The sequence below is a fragment of the Streptomyces sp. M41(2017) genome, from assembly GCF_002078175.1.
Taxonomy (GTDB): Bacteria; Actinomycetota; Actinomycetes; order Streptomycetales; family Streptomycetaceae; genus Streptomyces.
Map to the genome: position 1 here is coordinate 3,237,903 of NZ_MWFK01000001.1, position 22,185 is coordinate 3,260,087.

A 22,185-nucleotide genomic window follows, 5' to 3' on the forward strand; every position below is an offset into this window, starting at 1 on the left:
ACGACGTCACATTTGGGAGCGTATGGCCGTCGGACCGCCTCCGCGACCCGGATCCACCGAGGTGGGGACGCCTAAGGTACGAGGGGATACGGGGGCGTACGGGAGGGGTGCGAGGGATGGACACGGGGCGGGACAGCGGGCCGGACGAGCAGCGGGAACGCGGCGGGGCGACGACGTCCCGGCAGGATCCGCCCGGCCCGGCCGTGCCCCGGCAGGGCCCGTCCGACCCGACCACCGGGCCCGCACCCCTGCCGCCCCGCTCCGGCACCCCGGCACCGCCCGGGACGGAACCCGCCGACGGGCCGCGGTCGGACGAGGAGACACCCTCACGCTCCGGCCAGGACACCGGCCCGACCCCGGGCGGGGCCTCTCCGTACCGGCGGCTCGTGCGTGGCTGGCGCCACCCGCGCCTGCGGACACCCAGGCGGATCGCGCTCGGCCTGGTGCTGCTCCTGCTGTTTCCCCTCCTCGCCGGCGGCATCGCCCTGCGGGTGAACTACGCCGGTGACCCGGCCGCCGGAACCCGGACCCGGAACCGGGACGCGCTGTGGCTCGGGCACGCCTGGGTGGACGGCCGGAAGAGCGACGCGGACCTCGACGCGCTGGCGGAGCGGCTGCGGAGCACCGGCATACGCGACCTGTACGTCCACGCGGGGCCGCTGGAGCACGACGGCTCGCTCCCGGCGACGGCATACCCGTCCGCGGGGCGGCTGATCGCGGCCGTACACGAGCGCCTGCCCCGCGTCCGGGTCCAGGCCTGGCTCGGCGACGAACTCGCGACCGAGACCCCGGACGGCATGCGGCTGCGACGGGCCGGCACCCGCGACGCCGTCGTGCGGTCCGCCGGCCGGATCCTGGACGCCGGGTTCGACGGCGTCCACTTCGACCTGGAACCCCTCCACTCGGGCGACACCCACTACCTCGCGCTCCTGGACCGCCTGCACGCCCTCACCCGCGCCCGGCACGTCCAACTCTCCGTCGCCTCCCACCAGATCGACCCGCTGCCGGGCCTGCACTCCGCGGCCGGCACCGTGACCGGACACCCCAAGTGGTGGTCCCAGGCCTACTTCGGGCAGGTCGCCCGCCGGGTCGACCAGATCGCCGTCATGTCGTACGACACCGCGATGCCCCTCCAGAGCCTGTACGGCGGCTACGTCGCCCAGCAGACCGCGCTCGCCCTGGAGGTCACGCCGAAGTCGACGGACCTCCTGATGGGCCTGCCGTTCTTCCACGAGAACAAGATGGGCCACAGCGCGTACGCCGAGACGGTCGCCGCGGCCGTCCGCGGAACCCGCCTCGGCCTCTCCCGCACGGACCGCACCCGCGAACACTTCGGCGTCGCCCTCTACGTCGACTTCGCGGCCACGGAGACCGACTGGACGGCGTACCGCGAGGACTGGGTCGGCAAGGAGTGACGTCCCCGGCGACGGCGTGCCATGATCCGGGCACGCCCCGTGGGCCGGGGCGGTGCGGGAAAGGCGAGGTGGGGACGGATGCACGGGTACCTCGTGGGACTGGCGGTGGCGGCCGTCACGGTCGGCGCGGGACTCGGCGTCGCGGCGATCGCGGCCTCCTGGGTGCCGCCGTTGGTCCGCCGCCGGGTCGTCCGGCCGAGGCTGTGGGGCTGGGGCGCGCTGAGCGGGTCCCTGGGCCTGTCCCTGTTCATGCTCCTGGGGCCGTTCCACGGCCCCGACGCCGACATGACGCCGTACGCGATGACCGGAATGGCCCTGTTCCTCGCCGGCCAGGCGCTCCAGATCCTCGGGCAATACCCGGGGCGCGTCGCCGAGCCCGCTCGCACTGACGTCAACTGACGCGCCATCGCATAGGGCGTGGAGCCAGGGGCGGGGAGTCGCTCCCCGCCCCGACCGGGTTCTCGCTCCGGGCCGTCCGGCGGGTCTCAGCCCCGCCGCCGCCCGATCTTCGAGCCCAGCCACACCAACGGGTCGTACTTGCGGTCGACGGCTCGTTCCTTGAGCGGGATCAGCGCGTTGTCCGTGATCTTGATGCCCTCCGGGCAGACCTCGGTGCAGCACTTGGTGATGTTGCAGTACCCGAGGCCGTGTTCGTCCTGGGCCGTGCGTTTGCGGTCCAGTCCGGAGTCCGCCGCCGCGTCCAGCGGATGCATGTCGAGCTCGGCCACCCGCATCAGGAACCGGGGACCCGCGAACGCCGGCTTGTTCTCCTCGTGGTCACGGACGACATGGCAGGTGTCCTGGCAGAGGAAACACTCGATGCACTTGCGGAACTCCTGCGAGCGGTCGACGTCCTCCTGCATCATCCGGTACTCGCCGGGCCCGACGTCCGCGGGCGGCACGAAGGCCGGGACCTCGCGCGCCTTGGCGTAGTTGAAGCCGACGTCGGTCACCAGGTCCCGTACGACGGGGAACGCGCGGAGCGGGGTGACGGTGATCGTCTCCTCGCGGGTGAACACCGACATCCGTGTCATGCACAGCAGCCGCGGCCGGCCGTTGACCTCCGCGGAGCACGAACCGCACTTGCCCGCCTTGCAGTTCCAGCGCACCGCCAGATCGGGGGCCTGCGTCGCCTGGAGCCGGTGGATGATGTCGAGCACCACCTCGCCGTCGTTGACCTCGACCTCGAAGTCCTTCAGGCCGCCGCCCTTCACGTCCCCGCGCCACACCTTGAAGCGGGCCTCATAGCTGCTCACTCGTAGAGCTCCTCTTCGGCGAGGTACTTGACCAGCTCCTCCTTCTCGAAGAGGGAGAGCAGGTCGGGGCGGATGGGTTCGGTGTCCTCGCGGGTGAGATCGATCTGGCCGCGGACGGGATCGGTGGCGGCCAGTCCGCCGCTGGGGTCGGTGAGCCGGCACAGCAGGTTGGCCCGGCGCCAGACGCGCTCCATCGCGGGATGGTCCTCACGGGTGTGCCCGCCGCGGGACTCCGTGCGCTCCAGCGCCGCCCTGGCCACGCATTCGCTGACGAGCAGCATGTTGCGCAGGTCGAGGGCGAGATGCCAGCCCGGGTTGAACTGCCGGTGCCCCTCGACGCCGGCCCTGCGTGCCCGGACCCGCAGGTCGGCGAGCTTCTCCAGCGCCTGCTCCATCTCGGCCTCGCGCCGGATGATGCCGACCAGGTCGTTCATGGCCTGCTGGAGCTCCTGGTGCAGGGTGTACGGGTTCTCGGGCGGGCGGCCGTTGTCCTCGCCGGGTACCGGGCCCTCCGCCGAGAAGGGCCGCAGCGCCTCCGCGGCGGCCGTGTCGACCTGGACCTCGTCCACGGGGGGACGGTCGCCGGTGCGCCCGGCCGCGTACTCGGCGGCGTGCTGTCCCGCGCGCCGCCCGAACACCAGCAGGTCGGAGAGGGAGTTGCCGCCGAGCCGGTTGGAGCCGTGCATGCCTCCCGCGACCTCGCCGGCCGCGAACAGGCCGGGGACGCCGCGCGCCGCCGCCGTGTCCGAGTCGACCGCGATGCCGCCCATCACGTAGTGGCAGGTGGGCCCGACCTCCATCGCCTCGGCCGTGATGTCCACGTCGGCCAGCTCCTTGAACTGGTGGTACATGGAGGGGAGTCGGCGCCGGATCACCTCGGCGGGCATCCGGGTCGACACGTCGAGGAAGACCCCACCGTGCGGCGATCCGCGACCGGCCTTCACCTCGGAGTTGATGGCCCGCGCGACCTCGTCGCGGGGGAGCAGTTCCGGTGGGCGCCGGTTGTGGTCCGGATCCTCGTACCAGCGGTCGCCCTCCTCCTCCGACTGCGCGTACTTCTCCTTGAAGACGTCCGGGATGTAGTCGAACATGAAGCGTTTTCCGTCGGAGTTGCGCAGTACCCCGCCGTCGCCGCGGACCGACTCGGTGACGAGGATGCCCTTGACGGACGGAGGCCAGACCATGCCGGTCGGGTGGAACTGCACGAACTCCATGTTGAGCAGCGGCGCCCCGGCGAGCAGCGCGAGCGCGTGCCCGTCGCCGGTGTACTCCCACGAGTTGGACGTCACCTTGAAGGACTTGCCGATGCCGCCGGTGGCGATCACCACGGAGGGGGCTTCGAGGACGAAGAAGCGGCCCGACTCGCGCTCGTAGCAGAAGGTCCCGGACACCCGCTGCCCGTCCTTGAGGATCCGGGTGACGGTGCACTCCTGGTAGATCTTCAGGCGGGACTCGTAGTCGCCTGTCTCCCGCATGTCCTCCTGCTGGAGGGAGACGATCTTCTGCTGGAGCGTGCGGATCAGTTCGAGCCCGGTGCGGTCGCCGACGTGCGCGAGGCGCGGGTACTCGTGGCCCCCGAAGTTGCGCTGGGAGATCCGCCCGTCCTTCGTGCGGTCGAAGAGGGCGCCCCAGGTCTCCAGTTCCCAGACCCGGTCGGGTGCCTCGCGGGCGTGCAGCTCGGCCATTCGCCACTGGTTGAGGAACTTGCCGCCGCGCATGGTGTCGCGGAAGTGGACCTGCCAGTTGTCGCCGGAGTTCACGTTGCCCATGGCGGCCGCGATGCCGCCCTCGGCCATCACCGTGTGGGCCTTGCCGAACAGCGACTTGCAGATCACCGCCGTACGGGCGCCGCGCTCACGTGCCTCGATCGCGGCACGCAGTCCGGCGCCACCGGCACCGACCACGACGACGTCCCACTCCTGTCGGTCGACCACGGACATCAGGGGGCTCCACCCAATCTAGAAGAAGCGCGGATCGTCGAAGACGCCGGACGCGACGAGGTACACGTAGAAGTCGGCCACCGCCACACTGATCAACGACGCCCAGGCCAGCTGCATGTGACGGGCGTTCAGCTTTCCGACCCACTGCCACATCCGATAGCGCACGGGATGCCGGGAGAAGTGCTTCAGCTTCCCGCCGACGATGTGCCGGCAGGAGTGGCAGGACAGGGTGTACGCCCAGATCAGCGTGATGTTGGCGAGGAACACCAGCGAGCCGAGGCCCATGTGGCCCCAGGCGTAGTGCTCGTCGCGGAACGACAGCACGGTGTCGTACGTGAGGATGCCGGCGACGACGAGGGCCGCGTAGAAGAAGTACCGGTGGACGTTCTGGAGGATCAGCGGGAAGCGGGTCTCGCCGGAGTACTTCTTGTGCGGCTCGGCGACCGCGCAGGCCGGTGGGCTGGCCCAGAAGCCGCGGTAGTAGGCCTTGCGGTAGTAGTAGCAGGTCAGCCGGAACCCGAGCGGGAAGACCAGGATGATGATGGCGGGCGAGATGCCCCACCAGCTCCCGAAGAGGTCCGCGTTCGGCCCGGCGTGCATCGTCCTGCACCGCTCCGCCAGACAGGGCGAGTAGAACGGCGAGACGTACGGCGCCGCGTAGTAGTCCGTGTCCGCGAAGGCCCGCCACGTCGAGTACACGATGAAGGCGAGCAGCCCGGCGGCGGTGACGGCGGGTGCCAGCCACCAGCGGTCGGTCCGCAGATGCGGTGCGTCGATCGCGGCGCGCGTACCGGCGCGTACACCGCCGCTGTTCAGATGGGGTTCCGTACCAGTGGCCAACTTCGCACTCCGGTCGGGTTCGGGGGCGCGCCGGTGTCGAGGGCGCTCAGTGGGTGGGACCGTGGGAGGAGCCGAGACCCTCGTCGTCGGAGTCGGTCCACAGCGAGCTGTCGTACGGGGTGTCGGGGATCCGCACCAGGTCGGGCCGTGGCCCGGACGCGGGTCCCGCCGGTCCGGGGACGGCCGGGAGCCGGGCCGGGCCCGTGCTCGCCTCGCGCAGCAGCGCGACGCTCTCGCGCAGGTGGTCGGCGTCGGCGCGGACGCGGCGCATCTCCAGGCCGGTGCCCAGGTCCTGTTCCAGCCGTCGCACCGACCGCAGCAGGTCGTCGAGGCAGCGCTGGACCGTTGTCAGGTCGTCGTGCACGGACATGACTTGCCCTCACTTCCGGGCCCCGTGGCCCCAGGCGGCAACGTTCATGCGCCTGCGAGTGTTGCGCGTCACACACACCCGTGTGAAGGCGTGTGCACGGATTGAGGGCTCATCCGTCCGAGATCGCGCCGTGCGCGCGGCGGTCTTCCTCCGTGCGCCGGTCCGCGCGCCCTTCAGACGGTCCGCGCGCCCCCGTCAGGAACCCGCGCCGAGGGTCGGTGCTCCGTGCGGCCGGTGCCCGGTCCCCGCGCACCGGCCGCAGCCCAGGGCGCCGGGCCCGGGATTGCGCCGCACGGGTGGGGTTCCGCGCCGCTGCCGCCGTGTCGCCCCCTCCGCCGGCCTTCGCTCGCCTTCAGTGGGCGCATAGATCTGATCAGCTCCAAATAAGCCCAATGGTGATCAGAAGCAGTACGTGCCCCAGACAGCGGAGCGTCCCCCGGAGGTTGCAGTGATGTCCCACGACGGCGTCGGACTGCGCGCGGTGATGCGCTCGGCCGCATTCCTCACCGCGGGCGTGCTCGCGGTACCCCTCCTCTCCGCCTGCAGCGCGGACGACGAGGGGGACAGGCCGGCGGCCGCGCAGGACATCGCTCCCGCGTCCCGAGACCAGGTCGCCGACGGCGGCACCCTGCGCTGGGCGGTGGACGCGGTCCCGGAGACGCTGAACGCATTCCAGGCGGACGCGGACGCGGCCACCTCCCGGGTCGCCGGCGCCGTCCTGCCCTCGATGTACCGGCTCGACGCGAACGGGCGGCCGCGGATCAACCCCGCCTACCTGGAGTCGGCCAAGGTCGTCGGCACCGAGCCCAAGCAGGTGGTGCTGTACAAGCTCAACCAGCAGGCCGTCTGGAGCGACGGGCGCGAGATCGGCGCCGCCGACTTCGCCGCCCAGTGGCGCGCCCTGTCCGGCAAGGACTCCGCGTACTGGACGGCCCGCAACGCGGGCTACGACCGCATCGAGAAGATCGAGCGGGGCAAGAACAACCTGGAGGTCCGCGTCACCTTCGCGCGGCCCTATGCCGACTGGAAGTCACTCTTCTCGCCGCTGTACCCGAAGAGCGTCATGGGCACCGCGGACTCCTTCAATGACGGAGCCCGGCGCAAGCTCAAGGTCTCCGCGGGCCCCTTCGCGGTGAAGAAGGTCGACGTGAAGGGCGGCCAGGTCCAGCTCACCCGCAATCCGCGCTGGTGGGGCAGCCCCACCAAGCTGTCCGAGATCGACCTGGTGGCCGTGGCCCGGGACAAGCGGGCCGCCGCGCTCGCCGCCGACGAGCTCGACATGGCCGAGATCGACCCCGCGGACGCCGAGCGCATCACCGCGGCCCGCGGCAGGTCCGGCCCGCTGAAGGGCGCGTCCGCCACCGGCACGCAGTCTCCGGGAGCCGGGCGGGACAAGGGCGAGAAGGACGACTCCGGCGAGAAGACCGGAAAGAGCAAGGACGAGAAGGCCCGGGACGACGGCAAGAGCAAGAGCGGGACCAAGACCGAGAGCGACAGCGACGAGTCCTCGGACGCCGACGAGAAGGACACCACCGGCGCCGAGGGGAGCAAGGCGAAGGCCGCGGACCGGCAGGCCGCGCTGAGCGCCTTCGTGGTGCGCAAGTCCCTCGAACCCGCCTACACCCAGCTCGCCCTCAACGGTTCCGAGGGCCCCCTGGCCGACGAGCGGGTCCGCCGCGCCGTGGCCCGCGCCCTGGACCGCAAGGAACTGGCCCAGGTGGTCCTGAAGCCGCTGGGACTGCCCGCCGAGCCGGTCGGCAGCCACCTCGCCCTCATCGGGCAGGCGGCGTACTCCGACAACAGCGGCGCGCTCGGCGGCCAGGACACCGCCGAGGCGCGGGCGCTCCTCGCGGACGCCGGCTGGGTGCCCGGCGGACCGGTCACCGAGCAGAAGAAGACGGAGAAGGCCGCCGGGTCCAAGGGCAAGAAGGCCGACACGGACGACAGCCCGGGCGACGACGGGACGTACATCGTCGGCGAGGACAACAAGCCGTCCGAGGCCGACCGGGACCTGCGCAAGGACCCGAAGGACCACACCGGCGCGCACGAGCGGACCAGCGCGCAGTCCGGCATCCAGGCGGACGAGCAGCAGGCCGGCAAGCAGTACGCCAAGCAGGGCGGGGCCCAGGGCGCGTACGCCCCGAAGGGCACGGCCGCACCCGCGGGCGCCGCGTCGGGCGCGCTCGCCAAGGACGGCAAGCCGCTGACGCTCCGCTTCGTCCTGCCCTCCGGACAGGGCTCCGAGTCGCTGCGGGCCGTCGCCGACAGGATCGCGCAGATGCTCCAGCGCATCGGCATCCGCACGGACATCTCCAAGGTGTCCGACGCGAGCTACTTCAAGGACCACATCGCCTCGGGCCAGTACGACCTGGCGCTGTACTCGTGGCCCGGCTCGGCCTACCCGGCCACCGACGCCCGTCCGATCTACTCCAAGCCCGTCCCGGCGGCCGACGGCTCACTGAGCGTGGAGCAGAACTACACCCGCGTCGGCACCGACCAGGTCGACCAACTGTTCGACCAGGCGCTCTCGACGCTGGACGAGAGCGAGGAGCGCTCCCTGGTCCGCAAGGCCGACGCCCGCATCTGGGCCGCGGCCGGTTCCATCCCCCTCTACCAGCGCCCCCAGCTGACCGCCGTCCGCACCGGTCTCGCCAACGCCGGAGCCTTCGGTTTCCAGACCCCGGTGTACGAGGACATGGGCTTCCTGAAGAAGGGCGCGCACCCCGTGGCGAGCCCGTCGAAGACCGGATGACCTGCGGATGAACCGTGCGGGCCCGCCCCATGGCGGGCCCGCACGGACCCGCCCCCCGTGGCCCTGCGGAGGTTGCCTCCGCCAGGGCCACGTACGATGGGGTAAGGCCGTGGCGTGTTCAGCCCGGCAGGCCCCGCGACGCGGAGGCCGTCCACTCACTCCGGGAGAAGCGCCTCAATATGGCCACGCGCCACGACATCCGCAACGTCGCCATCGTCGCCCACGTCGACCACGGCAAGACCACTCTGGTCGACGCCATGCTCAAGCAGGCCGGTGCCTTCGCCGCGCACGCCGCCGAGTCGCTCGACGACCGCATGATGGACTCGAACGACCTGGAACGTGAGAAGGGCATCACGATCCTGGCGAAGAACACGGCGGTCAAGTACCACCCGAAGGATGGCGGCGAGGCCATCACGATCAACATCATCGACACCCCCGGCCACGCCGACTTCGGTGGTGAGGTCGAGCGCGGCCTGTCGATGGTGGACGCGGTCGTACTGCTCGTCGACGCCTCCGAGGGCCCGCTCCCCCAGACCCGCTTCGTGCTGCGCAAGGCGCTGCACGCCCGGCTCCCCGTCATCCTGTGCATCAACAAGACGGACCGCCCGGACGCGCGGATCGACGAGGTCGTGAACGAGGCCTACGACCTCTTCCTCGACCTCGACGCCGACGAGGACCAGATCGAGTTCCCGATCGTCTACGCGTGTGCGCGTGACGGCGTGGCCTCGCTGACCAAGCCGGAGGACGGCACCGTCCCGGCCGACAGCGACAGCCTGGAGCCGTTCTTCACGACGATCCTCGAATCGGTCCCGGCCCCGTCCTACGACGAGACCGCGCCGCTCCAGGCCCACGTCACGAACCTGGACGCCGACAACTTCCTCGGCCGTATCGCGCTGCTCCGTGTCGAGCAGGGTGAGCTGCGCAAGGGCCAGAACGTCACGTGGATCAAGCGCGACGGCACCATGGCGAACGTCCGCATCACCGAGCTGCTGATGACCGAGGCGCTCACCCGCAAGCCCGCCGAGAAGGCGGGCCCCGGTGACATCTGTGCCGTCGCCGGTATCCCGGACATCATGATCGGCGAGACCCTCGCCGACCCCGAGAACCCGATCGCGCTGCCGCTGATCACGGTCGACGAGCCGGCGATCTCCATGACCATCGGCACGAACACCTCTCCGATGGTCGGCCGCGGTGCGACCGGCAAGGGTGCGGACGCCAAGGCCGCGGTCAAGGACCGCAAGGTCACCGCCCGCCAGGTCAAGGACCGGCTCGACCGCGAGCTGATCGGTAACGTCTCGCTGCGGGTGCTCGACACCGAGCGTCCGGACGCGTGGGAGGTCCAGGGCCGTGGTGAGCTCGCGCTCGCCATCCTGGTCGAGCAGATGCGCCGTGAGGGCTTCGAGCTGACCATCGGCAAGCCGCAGGTCGTCACCCAGATCGTCGACGGCAAGGTGCACGAGCCGGTCGAGCGCATGACGATCGACGTCCCCGAGGAGCACATGGGCGCGGTCACGCAGCTCATGGGCGTCCGCAAGGGCCGGATGGACAACATGTCGAACCACGGCTCCGGCTGGGTCCGTCTGGAGTTCGTCGTCCCGTCCCGCGGCCTCATCGGCTTCCGTACGGAGTTCCTGACCGGCACGCGCGGCACGGGCATCGCCCACTCGATCCACGAGGGTCACGAGCCCTGGTTCGGCACCCTGACGACCCGTAACAACGGCTCGCTCGTCGCCGACCGCGCCGGAGCCGTCACCGCGTTCGCGATGACGAATCTCCAGGAGCGTGGCGTGCTGTTCACCGACCCCGGCACCGAGGTGTACGAGGGCATGATCGTCGGCGAGAACTCGCGCGCCGACGACATGGACGTGAACATCACCAAGGAGAAGAAGCTCACGAACATGCGGTCGGCCGCGGCCGACTCGTTCGAGGCGATCGTTCCGCCGCGCAAGCTCTCGCTGGAGCAGTCCCTGGAGTTCTGCCGCGACGACGAGTGCGTCGAGGTGACCCCGGAGGCCGTTCGCATCCGCAAGGTCGTCCTGGACCAGAAGGAGCGCGGTCGCTCCGCGAGCCGCGCCAAGCACGGCTGATCCACCGGCCGTAGCGCCCTGTCCGACCCGCCGCGCCGCCGCTGAGCCGGCCGGCCGGGACGGGCCGATCCGCTCGTCGTGACGAGTGGATCCACCGGCAACCGAGCCCGGGTGCCCCCAAGCATGGGGGCACCCGGGCTTTTCGCAACCCGTTTTCCGTCTCGTCATGTCCGAAATGCGGAGCCCCTCGACCGATACGCATGTAACACGTCCGTTTCGGGGGCTTCTCCGGCGGATCATTTTGTCCAGATTTTGGAAGATGTACGCGGTAGCTGTGATGGAACCGAGACCTAAAGGCTGTGGTCGGTTATCTGGCTCATGTCAGATAGTTAGCCGCGTAACGCTCGGGTCAATGGGTCATGCGCTGTGGGGACAGTGCCGACTCACGAGCACAGTGGGGTGCTTGATCCTCCGTCAGGGGTGTCGGAGGTCAGCAGTGCCCCTCCTGTCCGTGCACCGGTTGAGTCATGAGGAGGTACCCATGTGCGGTGTCACCAGCACCATGTGGGTCACATCGTCCCCCGCGATCCGCGACGAGGCGGAGTTCCGATCACGCCTCTGTGCCCGCGTGCGCTGACGCCGCGGCCCGGGCGAAGGCCCGGCCCGGTGCGTCGCTGAGCACCACCCGGTTCCCCGTTCTTGTCGGCGGACCCCGATGTGGTTCCAACTACGCGCGTCCGACTGGGAGTTCCGGTCGGCGACCGGGTAATTGACGTCTCTTCTCAACCGAACGGCGGCCTGGCACACCAGGTGACGGCCGCCGACTCGGCGCAGCTTCTTCCGCTCCGGCGGACCGGCCGCGTCCGGGTACGGCACACCCACACTTGCGGAATGGGCGAATTGTGACGAGTCCTATCGAGACTGAGGACGGCGCTGGACCGGTCGCCGTGGACGACGGGCAGGTGGCGGCCGCGCGACCCGAGGCCGACCAGCTCGTCGGCCGGTCTCCCGGCCAGTTGATGTGGATCCGCTTCAAGCGGGACCGCTCGGGGGTCATCTCCGCCTATGTCGTGGGGTTCTACTTCCTGATCGGGATCCTGGCGCCGCTGATCGGCAAGCTGTACGGCAAGAACCCGTACACGGTGTACGCGGACGAGCGTCCCGAGCTCTTCGACAGCGCCGGCGTGCCGGTCCAGCCCAACGGCGGTATCAGCAGCGAGTTCTGGTTCGGCCTGGAGCCGGGCAACGGCTACGACGTCTTCACCAAGCTGATCTTCGGCATCCGGACCTCGCTGATGATCTCCGTGGCGGTGACGATCGCGGTCGTGATCACCGGCATCCTGCTGGGAGTCACCGCCGGCTACATCGGCGGCAAGGTCGACTACGGCATCAGCCGTGTCATCGACTTCCTGCTGGCCTTCCCCTCGCAGCTTTTCTTCATCGCGAGCATGCCCGTCGTGGTCTCCCTCTTCGTGAGTCCCCGCGACGAGACACCCACCTACGTCCGCGTGGTCGCGCTGATCGCGGTCCAGTGGGTGCTCGGCTGGATGAGTCTCGCCCGCATCCTGCGCGGCACCGCACTCGCCCTGCGCGAACGGGAGTTCATCGAGGCGGCCAAGGTGAGCGGCGCGCCGCCCTGGCGGATCATCCGCAAGGAGGTGCTGCCCAACGTGGTGACACCGCTCCTCGTGCAGGCCACCTACCTGCTCCCGAACTTCGTGACGATCGAGGCGGGCCTGTCGTTCCTCGGTGTCGGCATCGTCGAACCGACGCCCGACTGGGGACAGATGTTCTCCAAGGCCTCGACCGAACTCGTCCTGCAGAACGACATCACCTACATGTTCTTCCCGGGCGTCTCGATGATCATCTTCGTCGTCGCGTTCAACCTGCTCGGGGATTCGGTCAGGGACGCCTTCGATCCCAAGACGGCTCGCTGACCACAGAGTTGTGGGCGCCTTCGCCCCGATTTCGAACGGCACTTCCACAGCACATCAACGGCACTTCACTGGTCGACCAAAAGCGACTCACCAGCACCGCAGGTGCACTTGTTCGCACTGGTGATACACAGATGGGTAGGAATCTGAGTGATGAGTAGGGGCGGACGCCACGCATACGCCGCGATCTCCGTGCTCGCGGCGGGAGCTCTCGTGCTCACCGGTTGCAGCAAGGGCGGCAGCGACAGCAAGGACGACAACAAGAAGGACAAGGAGAACGCGCAGCGGCAGCAGGCGTCGATCAAGTTCGGCGACGCGGCCGACTCCACCGGCCCCGCGGCCGAGGTTCCCGGCGCGAAGAGCGGCGGCACGATGGAGGTCCTCCAGCGTGACAGCTACGCGCACCTCGACCCGGGCCAGATCTACGTGTCCGACGAGGGTTCCCTCGCGACGCTGATCCACCGCGGTCTGACCGGCTACAAGGCCACGAGCGACGACGGTTCCAAGCACGAGGTCGTCGGCGACCTCGCCACCGACTCCGGTACGACCACGGACGGCGGCAAGACCTGGAAGTACACGCTCAAGGACGGCATCAAGTTCGAGGACGGCACGCCGATCACGTCCAAGGACGTCCGGCAGACCATGGAGCGCCTCTTCGCGCCGTTCATCAACCAGGGCCCGCCCTACATCCAGCAGTGGCTCGCGGACAGCCCGGGCGCGGACTACCGCAAGCTGCTGAAGGACGGCCCCTACAAGGGCAAGCACCTGCCGGACAGCATCCTGCAGACGCCGGACGACAAGACCATCGTCTTCAAGTTCAAGCAGCCGCACGCCGACCTTCCGTACGCCCTCGCCATGGCGGGCTACGCGATCGTCTCCGCGAAGGGTGACACCAAGGAGAAGTACGACCGGGCGCCGGTGGCGGCCGGACCGTACAAGATCCAGTCGTTCAAGTCCGGCAAGTCGATGGTCCTGGTGAAGAACACCAACTGGGACCCGAAGACCGACCCGATCCGCCACCAGTACGTGGACAAGTTCAACTTCACGTTCAACCAGCAGTACGAGGCGTCCACCAAGACGCTGCTGTCCGACTCGGGTGCCGACCAGGCCGGCATCAGCTTCAACAACCAGGTCGACGCGGGCAACCTCTCCAAGGTCCTCTCCGACCCGAAGATGAAGTCCCGTACGGTGTCCGGCTTCCAGCCGTACGTCGGCCAGATGAACATCAACATGAGCCACCCGGCCCTCAAGGACAAGAAGATCCGCGAGGCCATCGCCTACGCCCTGCCGATCACGCCGTTCGTGCGTGCCTTCGGCGGCAACGACGCCATGCAGGTCGCCGGCGGTCTGATCAGCCCGACTGTCAGCGGCTACGACGCCTCGTTCGACCCGTTCGGCAAGATCAAGAAGCCGGCCGGTGACCCGGACAAGGCCAAGGCCCTGCTGAAGGAAGCGGGCAAGGTGGGCATGAAGCTGACCTTCGGCTACATCAACACCCCCGAGGGCCAGCAGTACTCCACCGCCATGGCCGCGGGTCTGAAGAAGGCCGGCTTCGACGTCCAGCGCCAGGAGATCCCGGCCGAGACGTACTACGACCAGGTCAGCAAGCTCGACAACAACTACGACATCTTCCACACCGCGTGGGGTGCCGACTGGCCGTCCGCCTCGACCGTGATCCCGCCGCTGTACGACGGCCGCGGAATCGCCGACGGCGCGCAGAACTACTCGCAGGTCAACGACCCCAAGGTCAACGCGGACATCGACCGCATCAACAAGATCACCGACCCGGTCAAGGCCGCGGCCGCGTGGGAGAAGGTCGACCAGTACCTGGTCAAGGACGTCGTCAACGTCGTCCCGACCGCGTACTACAAGCAGACTCAGATCGCCGGTTCCAAGGTCGGCGGCCTGGTCTACGACGACGTGATCGGTGGCGTCGACCCGCGTCGCCTGTTCGTCAAGTAACCGTCGCTCTGACGGGGCCCGGTGCACCTGCCGCTCGACGAGCGGCACGCACCGGGCCCCGCCGGGCCCGCTGACGTCTGAGAGCTGCCCCTGTCATGCTGCGCTTCCTCGTTCGCCGCTCACTCGGCGCCGTCGTCATCCTGTTTCTGCTGAGTATCGTCGCGTTCCTGCTGTTCTTCGGGATGCCGAGGGACCCCGGGCTGCTGATGTGCGGCAAGACATGCACGCCTGCCAACCTCGAGAACATCCATCATGTGCTCGGGCTCGACAAGTCGATCCCCGAGCAGTACTGGATCTTCCTGCACAACCTCGTGCTGGGCAGCAGCGACTTCACCCAAGGGCCGTGCCCCGCGCCCTGCTTCGGGTACTCGTACCACACCAACGAGCAGGTCTGGGGCACGCTCATGGACCGGCTGCCCACCACCGTCTCGCTGACGCTGGGCGCCGCCGTCATCTTCCTCTTCGTCGGCCTCGGCACGGGCATGTTCTCCGCCTGGAAGCGGGGCACGCTCTTCGACAAGACGGTGACGGCCGGGGCCATGATCCTCAGCTCGATGCAGATCTACTTCCTGGGTCCGCTGGCGCTGGCGGCGCTCGTCTACCAGACCCACCTGTTCTCCAAGCCCGCCTACAACGACTTCCTGGCCAACCCCGCGACCTGGTTCAGCGGACTGCTCATCCCCTGGGTGATCCTCTCCACGATCTTCGCCTCGCAGTACACGCGTATGGCGCGCTCGTCGATGATCGAGCAGCTCCAGGAGGAGCACGTCCGCACCGCGCGCGCGAAGGGCATGTCACGCAAGTACGTGTTCTTCCGCTACGCCTGGCGCGGTTCCCTCATCCCCATCGTCACCATCTTCGGCATCGACCTCGGCTCGCTGCTCGGCGGCGCGATCATCACCGAGTACACGTTCGGCCTTCCCGGACTCGGCCAACTCGCCGTCCAGGCCGTCTTCTTCAGCGACCTTCCGCTGCTGCTGGGCGTGATGCTCTTCTCCGCCGCCATGATCCTGCTGTTCAACATCATCGTGGATGCCTGCTACGCCTTCATCGACCCGCGCGTGCGGCTGTCCTAGGAGCATTCCGTGACCACTCTGACCAAGGAATCGGGTGCCGGCGTACCGGCGGACTCGGGCGCCTTCCTCTCGGTGCGTGACCTGTACGTCCGGTTCAAGACCGAGGACGGCGTCGTCAAGGCCGTCGACGGGCTCTCCTTCGACCTCGAACGGGGCAAGACCCTCGGCATCGTGGGGGAGTCGGGCTCCGGCAAGTCGGTCACCAACCTGACCGTCCTCGGCCTGCACAACCCGATGTTCACCAGCATCGAGGGCGAGATCGTGCTCGACGGGCAGGAGCTGATCACCGCCCGCGAGTCGGAGTTGGAGAAGGTGCGCGGCAACAAGGCCGCGATGATCTTCCAGGACCCGCTGACGGCCCTGTCCCCGTACTACACGGTGGGCCGGCAGATCGCCGAGCCGTTCATGAAGCACACCGGGGCGTCGAAGAAGGCGGCCTGGGACCGGGCGGTGGAGATGCTCGGCAAGGTCGGCATCCCGAACCCGAGGGAGCGGGCGAAGGACTACCCGCACCAGTTCTCCGGCGGTATGCGCCAGCGCGCGATGATCGCCATGGCGCTGGTCTGCGACCCCGACCTGCTCATCGCCGACGAGCCGACCACCGCGCTCGACGTGACCGTCCAGGCGCAGATCCTCGACCTCCTGAAGGACCTCCAGCAGGAGTTCGGCTCGGCGATCATCTTCATCACGCACGACCTGGGCGTCATCGCCGACATGGCCGACGACATCATGGTGATGTACGCGGGCGGGGCGGTGGAACGCGGCTCCGTGAGCGAGGTGCTCCGGTCGCCCCAGCACCCGTACACCTGGGGCCTGTTGAACTCGATGCCGCGCCTCGACTCGGACATCGACACGCCGCTGGCGCCCATCCCCGGCGCGCCCCCCTCCCTGCTGAGGCCGCCGTCCGGGTGCCGGTTCCACCCCCGCTGCACCTTCCAGGGCGAGGTCGGGGGCACGCGCTGCGTGGACGAACCTCCGCTGCTCCCGGCGGGCCGGGGAGGCGCCTGCCACCTCACGGCCCAGCAGAAGCAGGCCATTTTCATCGAGCAGATCAAGCCCCGGCTGCGTTAGGGAGAACAGCGTCATGAAGGAAGACGTCGCGAAGGACGTCCCGACGGGTGATGCCACGCTGCCCGCTCCGCGCGCGGCCACGGACGGCGGCTCCGACGAGCCGTTGCTGGTGGTCGAGAAACTGGTCAAGCACTTCCCGGTCAAGGGCGGCTTCCCGATCCGGCGCACCATCGGCGCCGTGCAGGCGGTCGACGGCATCGACCTGACCGTGCACGTGGGCGAGAGCTTCGGCCTGGTCGGCGAGTCCGGCTGCGGCAAGTCGACGACCGGCCGGCTCATCACCCGCCTCCTCGAACCCACCGGCGGTCGGATCAGCTACCGCGGCCAGGACATCAGTCACGCCAGCCGCAAGCAGCTGGCGCCGATCCGCTCCGAGATCCAGATGATCTTCCAGGACCCGTACTCGTCGCTGAACCCGCGGCAGACGGTCGGCAAGATCATCTCGGGTCCCATGGAGGTCAACGGGATCAACCCGAAGGGCGGCCGGGAGAAGCGCGTCCGTGAACTCCTGGAGACGGTCGGTCTCAACCCCGAGCACTACAACCGCTTCCCGCACGAGTTCTCCGGCGGTCAGCGTCAGCGCATCGGGGTGGCCCGTGCGCTCGCCCTGGAGCCGAAGCTCATCGTCGCGGACGAGCCGGTCTCGGCCCTCGACGTCTCCATCCAGGCGCAGGTCGTCAACCTCCTCCAGCAGGTGCAGAAGGAGATGGGCATCGCGTTCCTGTTCATCGCCCACGACCTCGCGGTGGTACGGCACTTCTCGCAGCGGGTCGCGGTCATGTACCTCGGCAAGGTGATCGAGGTCGGCGACCGGGAATCGATCTACACCCGGCCCCGGCACCCCTACACGCACGCCCTGCTGTCCGCGGTGCCCGAGGTCGAACTGGACGGCACGGGCGGGGACCGGCGCGAACGGATCCGGCTCGCGGGTGACGTGCCGTCGCCCATCTCCCCGCCGTCCGGCTGCCGGTTCCGCACCCGCTGCTGGAAGGCGCAGGACAAGTGCGCCCAGGAGGAGCCCCCGCTCGTGCGGCTCGGAGGGAACTCCGAAGGCCACCTGACCGCCTGCCACTTCCCGGAGGAGCCGTCGGTCGCCGCGCGGGCGGAGGACATCGTCCTCGACCCCGCGCTGGCCGCGCTGGAGAAGGACGACCAGGGGAGCCCCGAGTAGCGCGACAGGGGCCACACAGAGCGCGAGGCACCCCATCGGTGCGCGGGCGGGTCCGGCCTCTGGGCCGGGCCCGCCCCTTCGCGTGTCTCAGACGGCGCCGGCGACGGTGATGATCTCGGGGGAGCGGGGGGACAGCGGCTCCCTGCCCCAGTCCCCGTACTGCTCCCGCACGACGAAGCCCGCGTCCCCGAGTAACCCGCGCAGCGCGTCCGCCCCCAGGAACCGCAGGGTGCTGCGGCTGACCCGGGGCCGCTCCCAGTCCGGGTGCTCGAACGTCTCGCTGAACGTGACCCGGTCCCGGAGGACGGGCCCCTCCACCCGGTGGCTGACCCGTACGAAGCCCCCGCACGCGTCACTCACCTCGCGCGCCCGGTCGGGCGTCCACGTCTCCCACGCCCGCGCGGCGGGATTGCGCGTCTCGAACACGAACCGGCCCCCGTCACCGAGAGCCCGCCGTACGGAGGCCAGCGCCGTGCGCACCTCGTCGTCGCCGAGCAGCACCTGGAACGCGTGCCCCGTCATCACCACGAGGTCGAACTCCCGCTCCCAGCGCGCCGATCCGAGATCCCCGAGCACCCACTCGGCGGCGGCCCGCCGGCGTGCCTGCACCAGCATCGCCGCGGCGGGGTCGAGCCCGCACAACCGCCCCCCGTGCCCGGCCTCCCGGGCTCTCGCCAACAGCCGCCCCGTCCCGCACCCGACATCGAGCACGGACCGCGCGGACATCACCAGGTCCAGATAGAAGTCGTCGCCCGCCCCCCATGGATTGAGCTGGTCGTACAGGGCGGCGAGTGACACGTCACTGAACGAACGATCAGCCATCGCAGCAGTCTCTCAGCCAACGGGTCCGTCCGAAACAGTGATCACCAAGGAATCCAGCACCGGAACAGGTGAAGATTTGGCAAGGCTGGAGGGGTGCACGTGCCGAGCTCGATGAGCTGGTCGGTGAAGCACCCGGGTACGGCCGGCCCCTGCTCTTTCCGGACCGTCATCCGTACGCGGGCGGGCCCGGCCACTGCGCCGCCCGTCTGGAGGACACCGACGGCTTCGAGGTCGAGCTGGTGGTGCGGCAGGTCAGCGGACGATCCGCCCCCGGAGCATGATGCGGGTGGGGTGGTGGAGGGTCTCCGGGGTCGTGCGGGGGTCCGTCGCGTAGACCGTGATGTCGGCCGGGGCGTTCTCCGTCAGGGACGGAAGGCCGAGGAAGGCGCGGGCCGTCCAGCTCGCCGCGCCGACCGCGGCTTCCGTGGGAAGGCCCGCCTCGATGAGGTGCTCGACCTCGGTGGCGACGTTGCCGTAGGGCGCGGAGTCCGTGCCCGCGAGGACGGTGACCCCGGCGTCGTACGCTTCCCGGACCCGGCGGATCATCGTGCGGTGCCCCGCGTGCCAGAGCCGGCCACGGGTGTTGTCCTTGATCCGGGTGGCGCTGTGCGCGAAGGCGGTGAGCGTCGGGACGTAGGCGCTGCCGTGCCCGGCCATCAGGTCCACGCACTCCTCGGGCATGCCCATGCCGTGCTCGATGGAGTCGACCCCCGCGCGGGCCGCGCCCAGCACGCCCGCCGCCGACTGGCAGTGCGCGGCGACCCGGCCACCGGCCGCGTGCACGCCGTCGACGACGGCGCGGAGCAGCTCGTACGGCACCGGCGGGGCCTCGAAGTCCCAGTCGCCGATGAGCTTGCACCAGCCGTCGTGCGCCTTCGCCTCGGCCACCGCCGCGGCGACCAGGTCCTCCGTCACCGTGTGGAACGCGGCACCGCGGGAGAGCCCGGCCCAGGCCAGCCAGCGCCCCGCCGTGATCATCCGCGGTGAACGGGGGTCCTCGCGCAGTTCGTCGGGGATCTCGCCCAGCAGTCCGGGAAACCGCAGAGCCGTGACCCCGGCATCCCGGTGCGCGGCGATCTGCTCCGCGAAGACCTCGGGATCGAAGCGCGCCTCGTCCGCGGCCGAACTGCCGGGATGCGTGTGGACGTCGACCAGACCCGGCAGCAGGAACCCGCCGTCGGCGACGGTCTCCGCCGGCACGGACGGGCGCGCGAAGGTGATCCGGTCACCGAGTGTCCAGAGGTCGCGTACGGCTCCGTCGGGCAGGACGGTGCCGCGCAGGTGATAGGGCATGGCGCCCGAGTCTGGCGGGGGTGGTCATGAACGGCAAGTGCGGTTTCTCCGGAGCCCGTTAATCGGTCGACACAGGACCCGGCGCCCGGGATGCTTCACCCCGATGACTTCGACTTCGCAGACACGTACGGACACGCCCGCGGCCTGGGACGAGCGTACCCAGCTGACCACTTTCCTCGACTACGCCCGTGCCACCGCCCGCGCCAAGTGCGAGGGGCTCTCGGAGGAGGACGCCCGCAAGGCGCCGCTGTCCGGGTCTCCGCTGATGACCCTCAGCGGGGTCGTGAACCACCTGCGCTGGGTGGAGTACTACTGGTTCCAGGTCGTCTTCCTCGGTGAGGAGGACGAGGGGCCCTGGACGGACGAGGACCCGGACCGCGAGATGCGGATCGCCGTCGACATCCCGCTGGCCGAGATCCTCGACGCCTACGAGGAACAGAACACGCGCTACCGCGAGTTGGTCGCCGCGCACGATCTCGACGCGAAGGCCCAGCGGCCGATCCGGGACGGCCGGCACGCCGACCTGCGCTGGATCCTCCTGCACCTCGTGGAGGAGACGTCACGCCACAACGGCCACATCGACATCCTGCGCGAACTGGCCGACGGCCGGACCGGGGGCTAGACCATGGGAGACACAGGGACGTTGAACCCGACCATCCGCACGATCACCTTCGACTGCACCGGCGACCCGTACGACCTCGGGCTGTTCTGGAGCGAGTTGCTCGGCCGCCCGCTCGCCGACGACGACAAGCCGGGTGATCCCGAGGCGGTGATCACCGACCCGTCCGGCGGTCCGACCCTGCTGTTCGTCCACGTCGAGGAGGGCAAGACGGCGAAGAACCGCGTCCATCTCGACCTGGAGCCGCACGGGCGCACCCGCAGCGCGGAGGTCGAGCGTGCCGTCGCTCTCGGCGCCCGCCGGATCGCCGACCACACCCGCCCGGACGGCGGCGGCTGGGTCGTCCTCGCAGATCCGGAGGGGAACGAGTTCTGCGTGGAGCGGGGCGAGCTGGGCTGAGGCCCCCGCCGCGCGGCCGGCACGCCCTCGGGGCCCGGGCCGGCCCGCGAAGAAGGCCCGCACCCAGGAGGGCGCGGGCCTTCGTTCCCCTGGAACAGGACGTTCGTGGGCTCGGGTCAATGGGCCGGTGAAGGTCGGTTCCGAAAGGGAGCGGCTGACGAATTGGGGTGTGTCAGACCGCCGCCTCGGGGTCCTTGGAGAAACGCGGGGCCGGAACGGTCTCCGTCGTCTCCGGGTAGTGGCACGCCGTCAGGTGGCCGGCGTTGCTGCCCGAGATCTGCACCAGCGGCGGAGCCTCGGAGGCGCACTTGTCCGTCGCCTTCCAGCAGCGGGTGCGGAACCGGCAGCCCGACGGCGGGTTGAGCGGCGAGGGCACGTCACCCTTGAGCAGGATGCGCTCGCGGGCCGGGACGTCGTCCGCGGTCGCCTCGGGCACGGCCGACATCAGCGCGCGGGTGTACGGGTGACGCGGGTTGTCGTACAGGTCCTCGCGGTTGGCGATCTCGACGATCTTGCCGAGGTACATGACCGCGACCCGCTGCGAGAAGTGCCGCACGATCGCGAGGTCGTGGGCGATGAACAGGAACGCGATCCCCAGGTCCTTCTGCAGCTCCTGGAGGAGGTTGACGACCTGCGCCTGGATGGAGACGTCGAGCGCGGAGACGGGCTCGTCCGCGACGATGAGCTTCGGCTCCAGGGCGAGCGCGCGGGCGACGCCGATGCGCTGACGCTGGCCGCCGGAGAACTCGTGCGGGAAGCGGTTGTAGTGCTCGGGGTTGAGACCCACGGTCTCCAGGAGCTCGCGGACGCGGTTCTCCTGGCCGCCCTTCGGGTTGATCCCGTTGATCTCCATCGGGCCCGAGATGATCTTGCCGACCGTCTGCCGCGGGTTCAGCGAGGCGTACGGGTCCTGGAAGATCATCTGGATCTCGGAGCGGACCGGCGCCAGCTGCTTGCGGTTGGCGTGCGTGATGTCCTGGCCGCGGTAGCTGATCCGACCGCCGGTGGGCTCCAGCAGCCGTGTGACGAGCCGGCCGGTCGTCGACTTGCCGCAGCCGGACTCGCCGACCAGGCCGAGGCTCTCGCCCTCGGCCACCTGGAAGTCGAGACCGTCGACGGCCTGCACCGCGCCGATCTTCCGCTTGAAGGGGAAGCCGCCCATCACCGGGAAGTGCTTGGTCAGCCCGGTGACGTCCAGGAGGGGGTTCGTGTTGCTCATGATCGTGAAGTCCCGTCTC

General features: G+C 69.7%; 19 protein-coding genes. 12 read left to right on the forward strand and 7 right to left on the reverse strand.

Annotated elements, in window-relative coordinates:
* Positions 1-116 precede the first annotated feature (116 nt).
* Together B0675_RS14335 and B0675_RS14340 are read left to right on the forward strand one after the other, a co-directional pair.
* Positions 117-1,415, forward strand: coding sequence for a hypothetical protein (locus B0675_RS14335; protein ID WP_107482625.1), 1,299 nt, complete (start codon positions 117-119; stop codon positions 1,413-1,415).
* 78 nt (positions 1,416-1,493) lie between these two features.
* Positions 1,494-1,814: a hypothetical protein gene (locus tag B0675_RS14340; RefSeq protein WP_107482626.1), complete on the forward strand. Its 321-nt coding sequence runs from the start codon at positions 1,494-1,496 to the stop codon at positions 1,812-1,814.
* Between the two features lie 86 nt (positions 1,815-1,900).
* On the opposite strand, the gene B0675_RS14345 is transcribed toward B0675_RS14340, so the two are convergent.
* From B0675_RS14345 to B0675_RS14360, 4 genes are read right to left on the reverse strand one after another with little or no spacing between them, the layout of a single operon-like run.
* Positions 1,901-2,671 carry a succinate dehydrogenase/fumarate reductase iron-sulfur subunit gene (locus B0675_RS14345; protein ID WP_081219187.1) on the reverse strand — a complete coding sequence of 257 codons (771 nt, stop codon included), beginning with the start codon at positions 2,669-2,671 and terminating at the stop codon, positions 1,901-1,903.
* Complete coding sequence (locus B0675_RS14350; RefSeq protein WP_081219188.1) at positions 2,668-4,611, reverse strand: fumarate reductase/succinate dehydrogenase flavoprotein subunit; 1,944 nt, start codon at positions 4,609-4,611, stop codon at positions 2,668-2,670. The genes B0675_RS14345 and B0675_RS14350 overlap by 4 nt, the downstream gene beginning before the upstream one ends.
* 18 nt (positions 4,612-4,629) lie before the next feature.
* Positions 4,630-5,451, reverse strand: a complete 822-nt coding sequence (locus tag B0675_RS14355) for a hypothetical protein (protein ID WP_081219189.1) — start codon at positions 5,449-5,451, stop codon at positions 4,630-4,632.
* A 46-nt stretch (positions 5,452-5,497) separates the two neighbouring features.
* Positions 5,498-5,821 (reverse strand): hypothetical protein, encoded by a 324-nt coding sequence (locus B0675_RS14360; protein WP_081219190.1) that lies wholly within the window; start codon positions 5,819-5,821, stop codon positions 5,498-5,500.
* Positions 5,822-6,272: 451 nt separating this feature from the next.
* Between B0675_RS14360 and B0675_RS14365 the strand changes: the two genes are divergently transcribed.
* From B0675_RS14365 to B0675_RS14395, 7 genes are all read left to right on the forward strand, one after another.
* Positions 6,273-8,573, forward strand: coding sequence for an ABC transporter family substrate-binding protein (locus B0675_RS14365; RefSeq protein WP_081219191.1), 2,301 nt, complete (start codon positions 6,273-6,275; stop codon positions 8,571-8,573).
* 179 nt (positions 8,574-8,752) lie between these two features.
* Positions 8,753-10,660 (forward strand): translational GTPase TypA, encoded by a 1,908-nt coding sequence (gene typA, locus B0675_RS14370; protein WP_081219192.1) that lies wholly within the window; start codon positions 8,753-8,755, stop codon positions 10,658-10,660.
* 887 nt (positions 10,661-11,547) lie between these two features.
* The gene (locus tag B0675_RS14375) at positions 11,548-12,537 is read left to right on the forward strand and encodes an ABC transporter permease (RefSeq protein ID WP_241539783.1); all 990 of its coding nucleotides are present in this window, start codon (positions 11,548-11,550) and stop codon (positions 12,535-12,537) included.
* Between the two features lie 150 nt (positions 12,538-12,687).
* Positions 12,688-14,496 (forward strand): ABC transporter substrate-binding protein, encoded by a 1,809-nt coding sequence (locus tag B0675_RS14380; protein ID WP_081219194.1) that lies wholly within the window; start codon positions 12,688-12,690, stop codon positions 14,494-14,496.
* Positions 14,497-14,591: 95 nt separating this feature from the next.
* Positions 14,592-15,572: an ABC transporter permease gene (locus B0675_RS14385; RefSeq protein ID WP_081219195.1), complete on the forward strand. Its 981-nt coding sequence runs from the start codon at positions 14,592-14,594 to the stop codon at positions 15,570-15,572.
* 9 nt (positions 15,573-15,581) lie between these two features.
* On the forward strand, positions 15,582-16,643 hold the full coding sequence (locus B0675_RS14390; protein ID WP_081219196.1) for an ABC transporter ATP-binding protein: 1,062 nt from the start codon (positions 15,582-15,584) through the stop codon (positions 16,641-16,643).
* 13 nt (positions 16,644-16,656) lie between these two features.
* The gene (locus B0675_RS14395) at positions 16,657-17,814 is read left to right on the forward strand and encodes a dipeptide ABC transporter ATP-binding protein (protein WP_081219197.1); all 1,158 of its coding nucleotides are present in this window, start codon (positions 16,657-16,659) and stop codon (positions 17,812-17,814) included.
* Between the two features lie 87 nt (positions 17,815-17,901).
* Here the strand turns inward: B0675_RS14395 and B0675_RS14400 are convergent, their stop codons facing one another.
* Positions 17,902-18,636 (reverse strand): class I SAM-dependent methyltransferase, encoded by a 735-nt coding sequence (locus B0675_RS14400; RefSeq protein ID WP_081219199.1) that lies wholly within the window; start codon positions 18,634-18,636, stop codon positions 17,902-17,904.
* A gap of 68 nt (positions 18,637-18,704) precedes the next feature.
* Here B0675_RS14400 and B0675_RS14405 point away from each other — a divergent pair, with 68 nt between their 5' ends.
* Positions 18,705-18,917, forward strand: a complete 213-nt coding sequence (locus tag B0675_RS14405; protein ID WP_241539784.1) for a hypothetical protein — start codon at positions 18,705-18,707, stop codon at positions 18,915-18,917.
* On the opposite strand, the gene B0675_RS14410 is transcribed toward B0675_RS14405, so the two are convergent.
* Positions 18,889-19,929: an amidohydrolase family protein gene (locus tag B0675_RS14410; RefSeq protein WP_081219201.1), complete on the reverse strand. Its 1,041-nt coding sequence runs from the start codon at positions 19,927-19,929 to the stop codon at positions 18,889-18,891. The genes B0675_RS14405 and B0675_RS14410 overlap by 29 nt on opposite strands.
* A 103-nt stretch (positions 19,930-20,032) precedes the next feature.
* On the opposite strand from B0675_RS14410, the gene B0675_RS14415 reads away from it, so the two are divergent.
* The gene (locus B0675_RS14415; protein ID WP_081219203.1) at positions 20,033-20,551 is read left to right on the forward strand and encodes a DinB family protein; all 519 of its coding nucleotides are present in this window, start codon (positions 20,033-20,035) and stop codon (positions 20,549-20,551) included.
* A gap of 3 nt (positions 20,552-20,554) precedes the next feature.
* Positions 20,555-20,947 carry a VOC family protein gene (locus B0675_RS14420; RefSeq protein WP_081219205.1) on the forward strand — a complete coding sequence of 131 codons (393 nt, stop codon included), beginning with the start codon at positions 20,555-20,557 and terminating at the stop codon, positions 20,945-20,947.
* Between the two features lie 172 nt (positions 20,948-21,119).
* On the opposite strand, the gene B0675_RS14425 is transcribed toward B0675_RS14420, so the two are convergent.
* A complete protein-coding gene (locus tag B0675_RS14425; protein WP_081219208.1) occupies positions 21,120-22,166 on the reverse strand; it encodes a dipeptide ABC transporter ATP-binding protein in 1,047 nt (348 codons plus the stop codon).
* Positions 22,167-22,185: the final 19 nt, after the last annotated feature.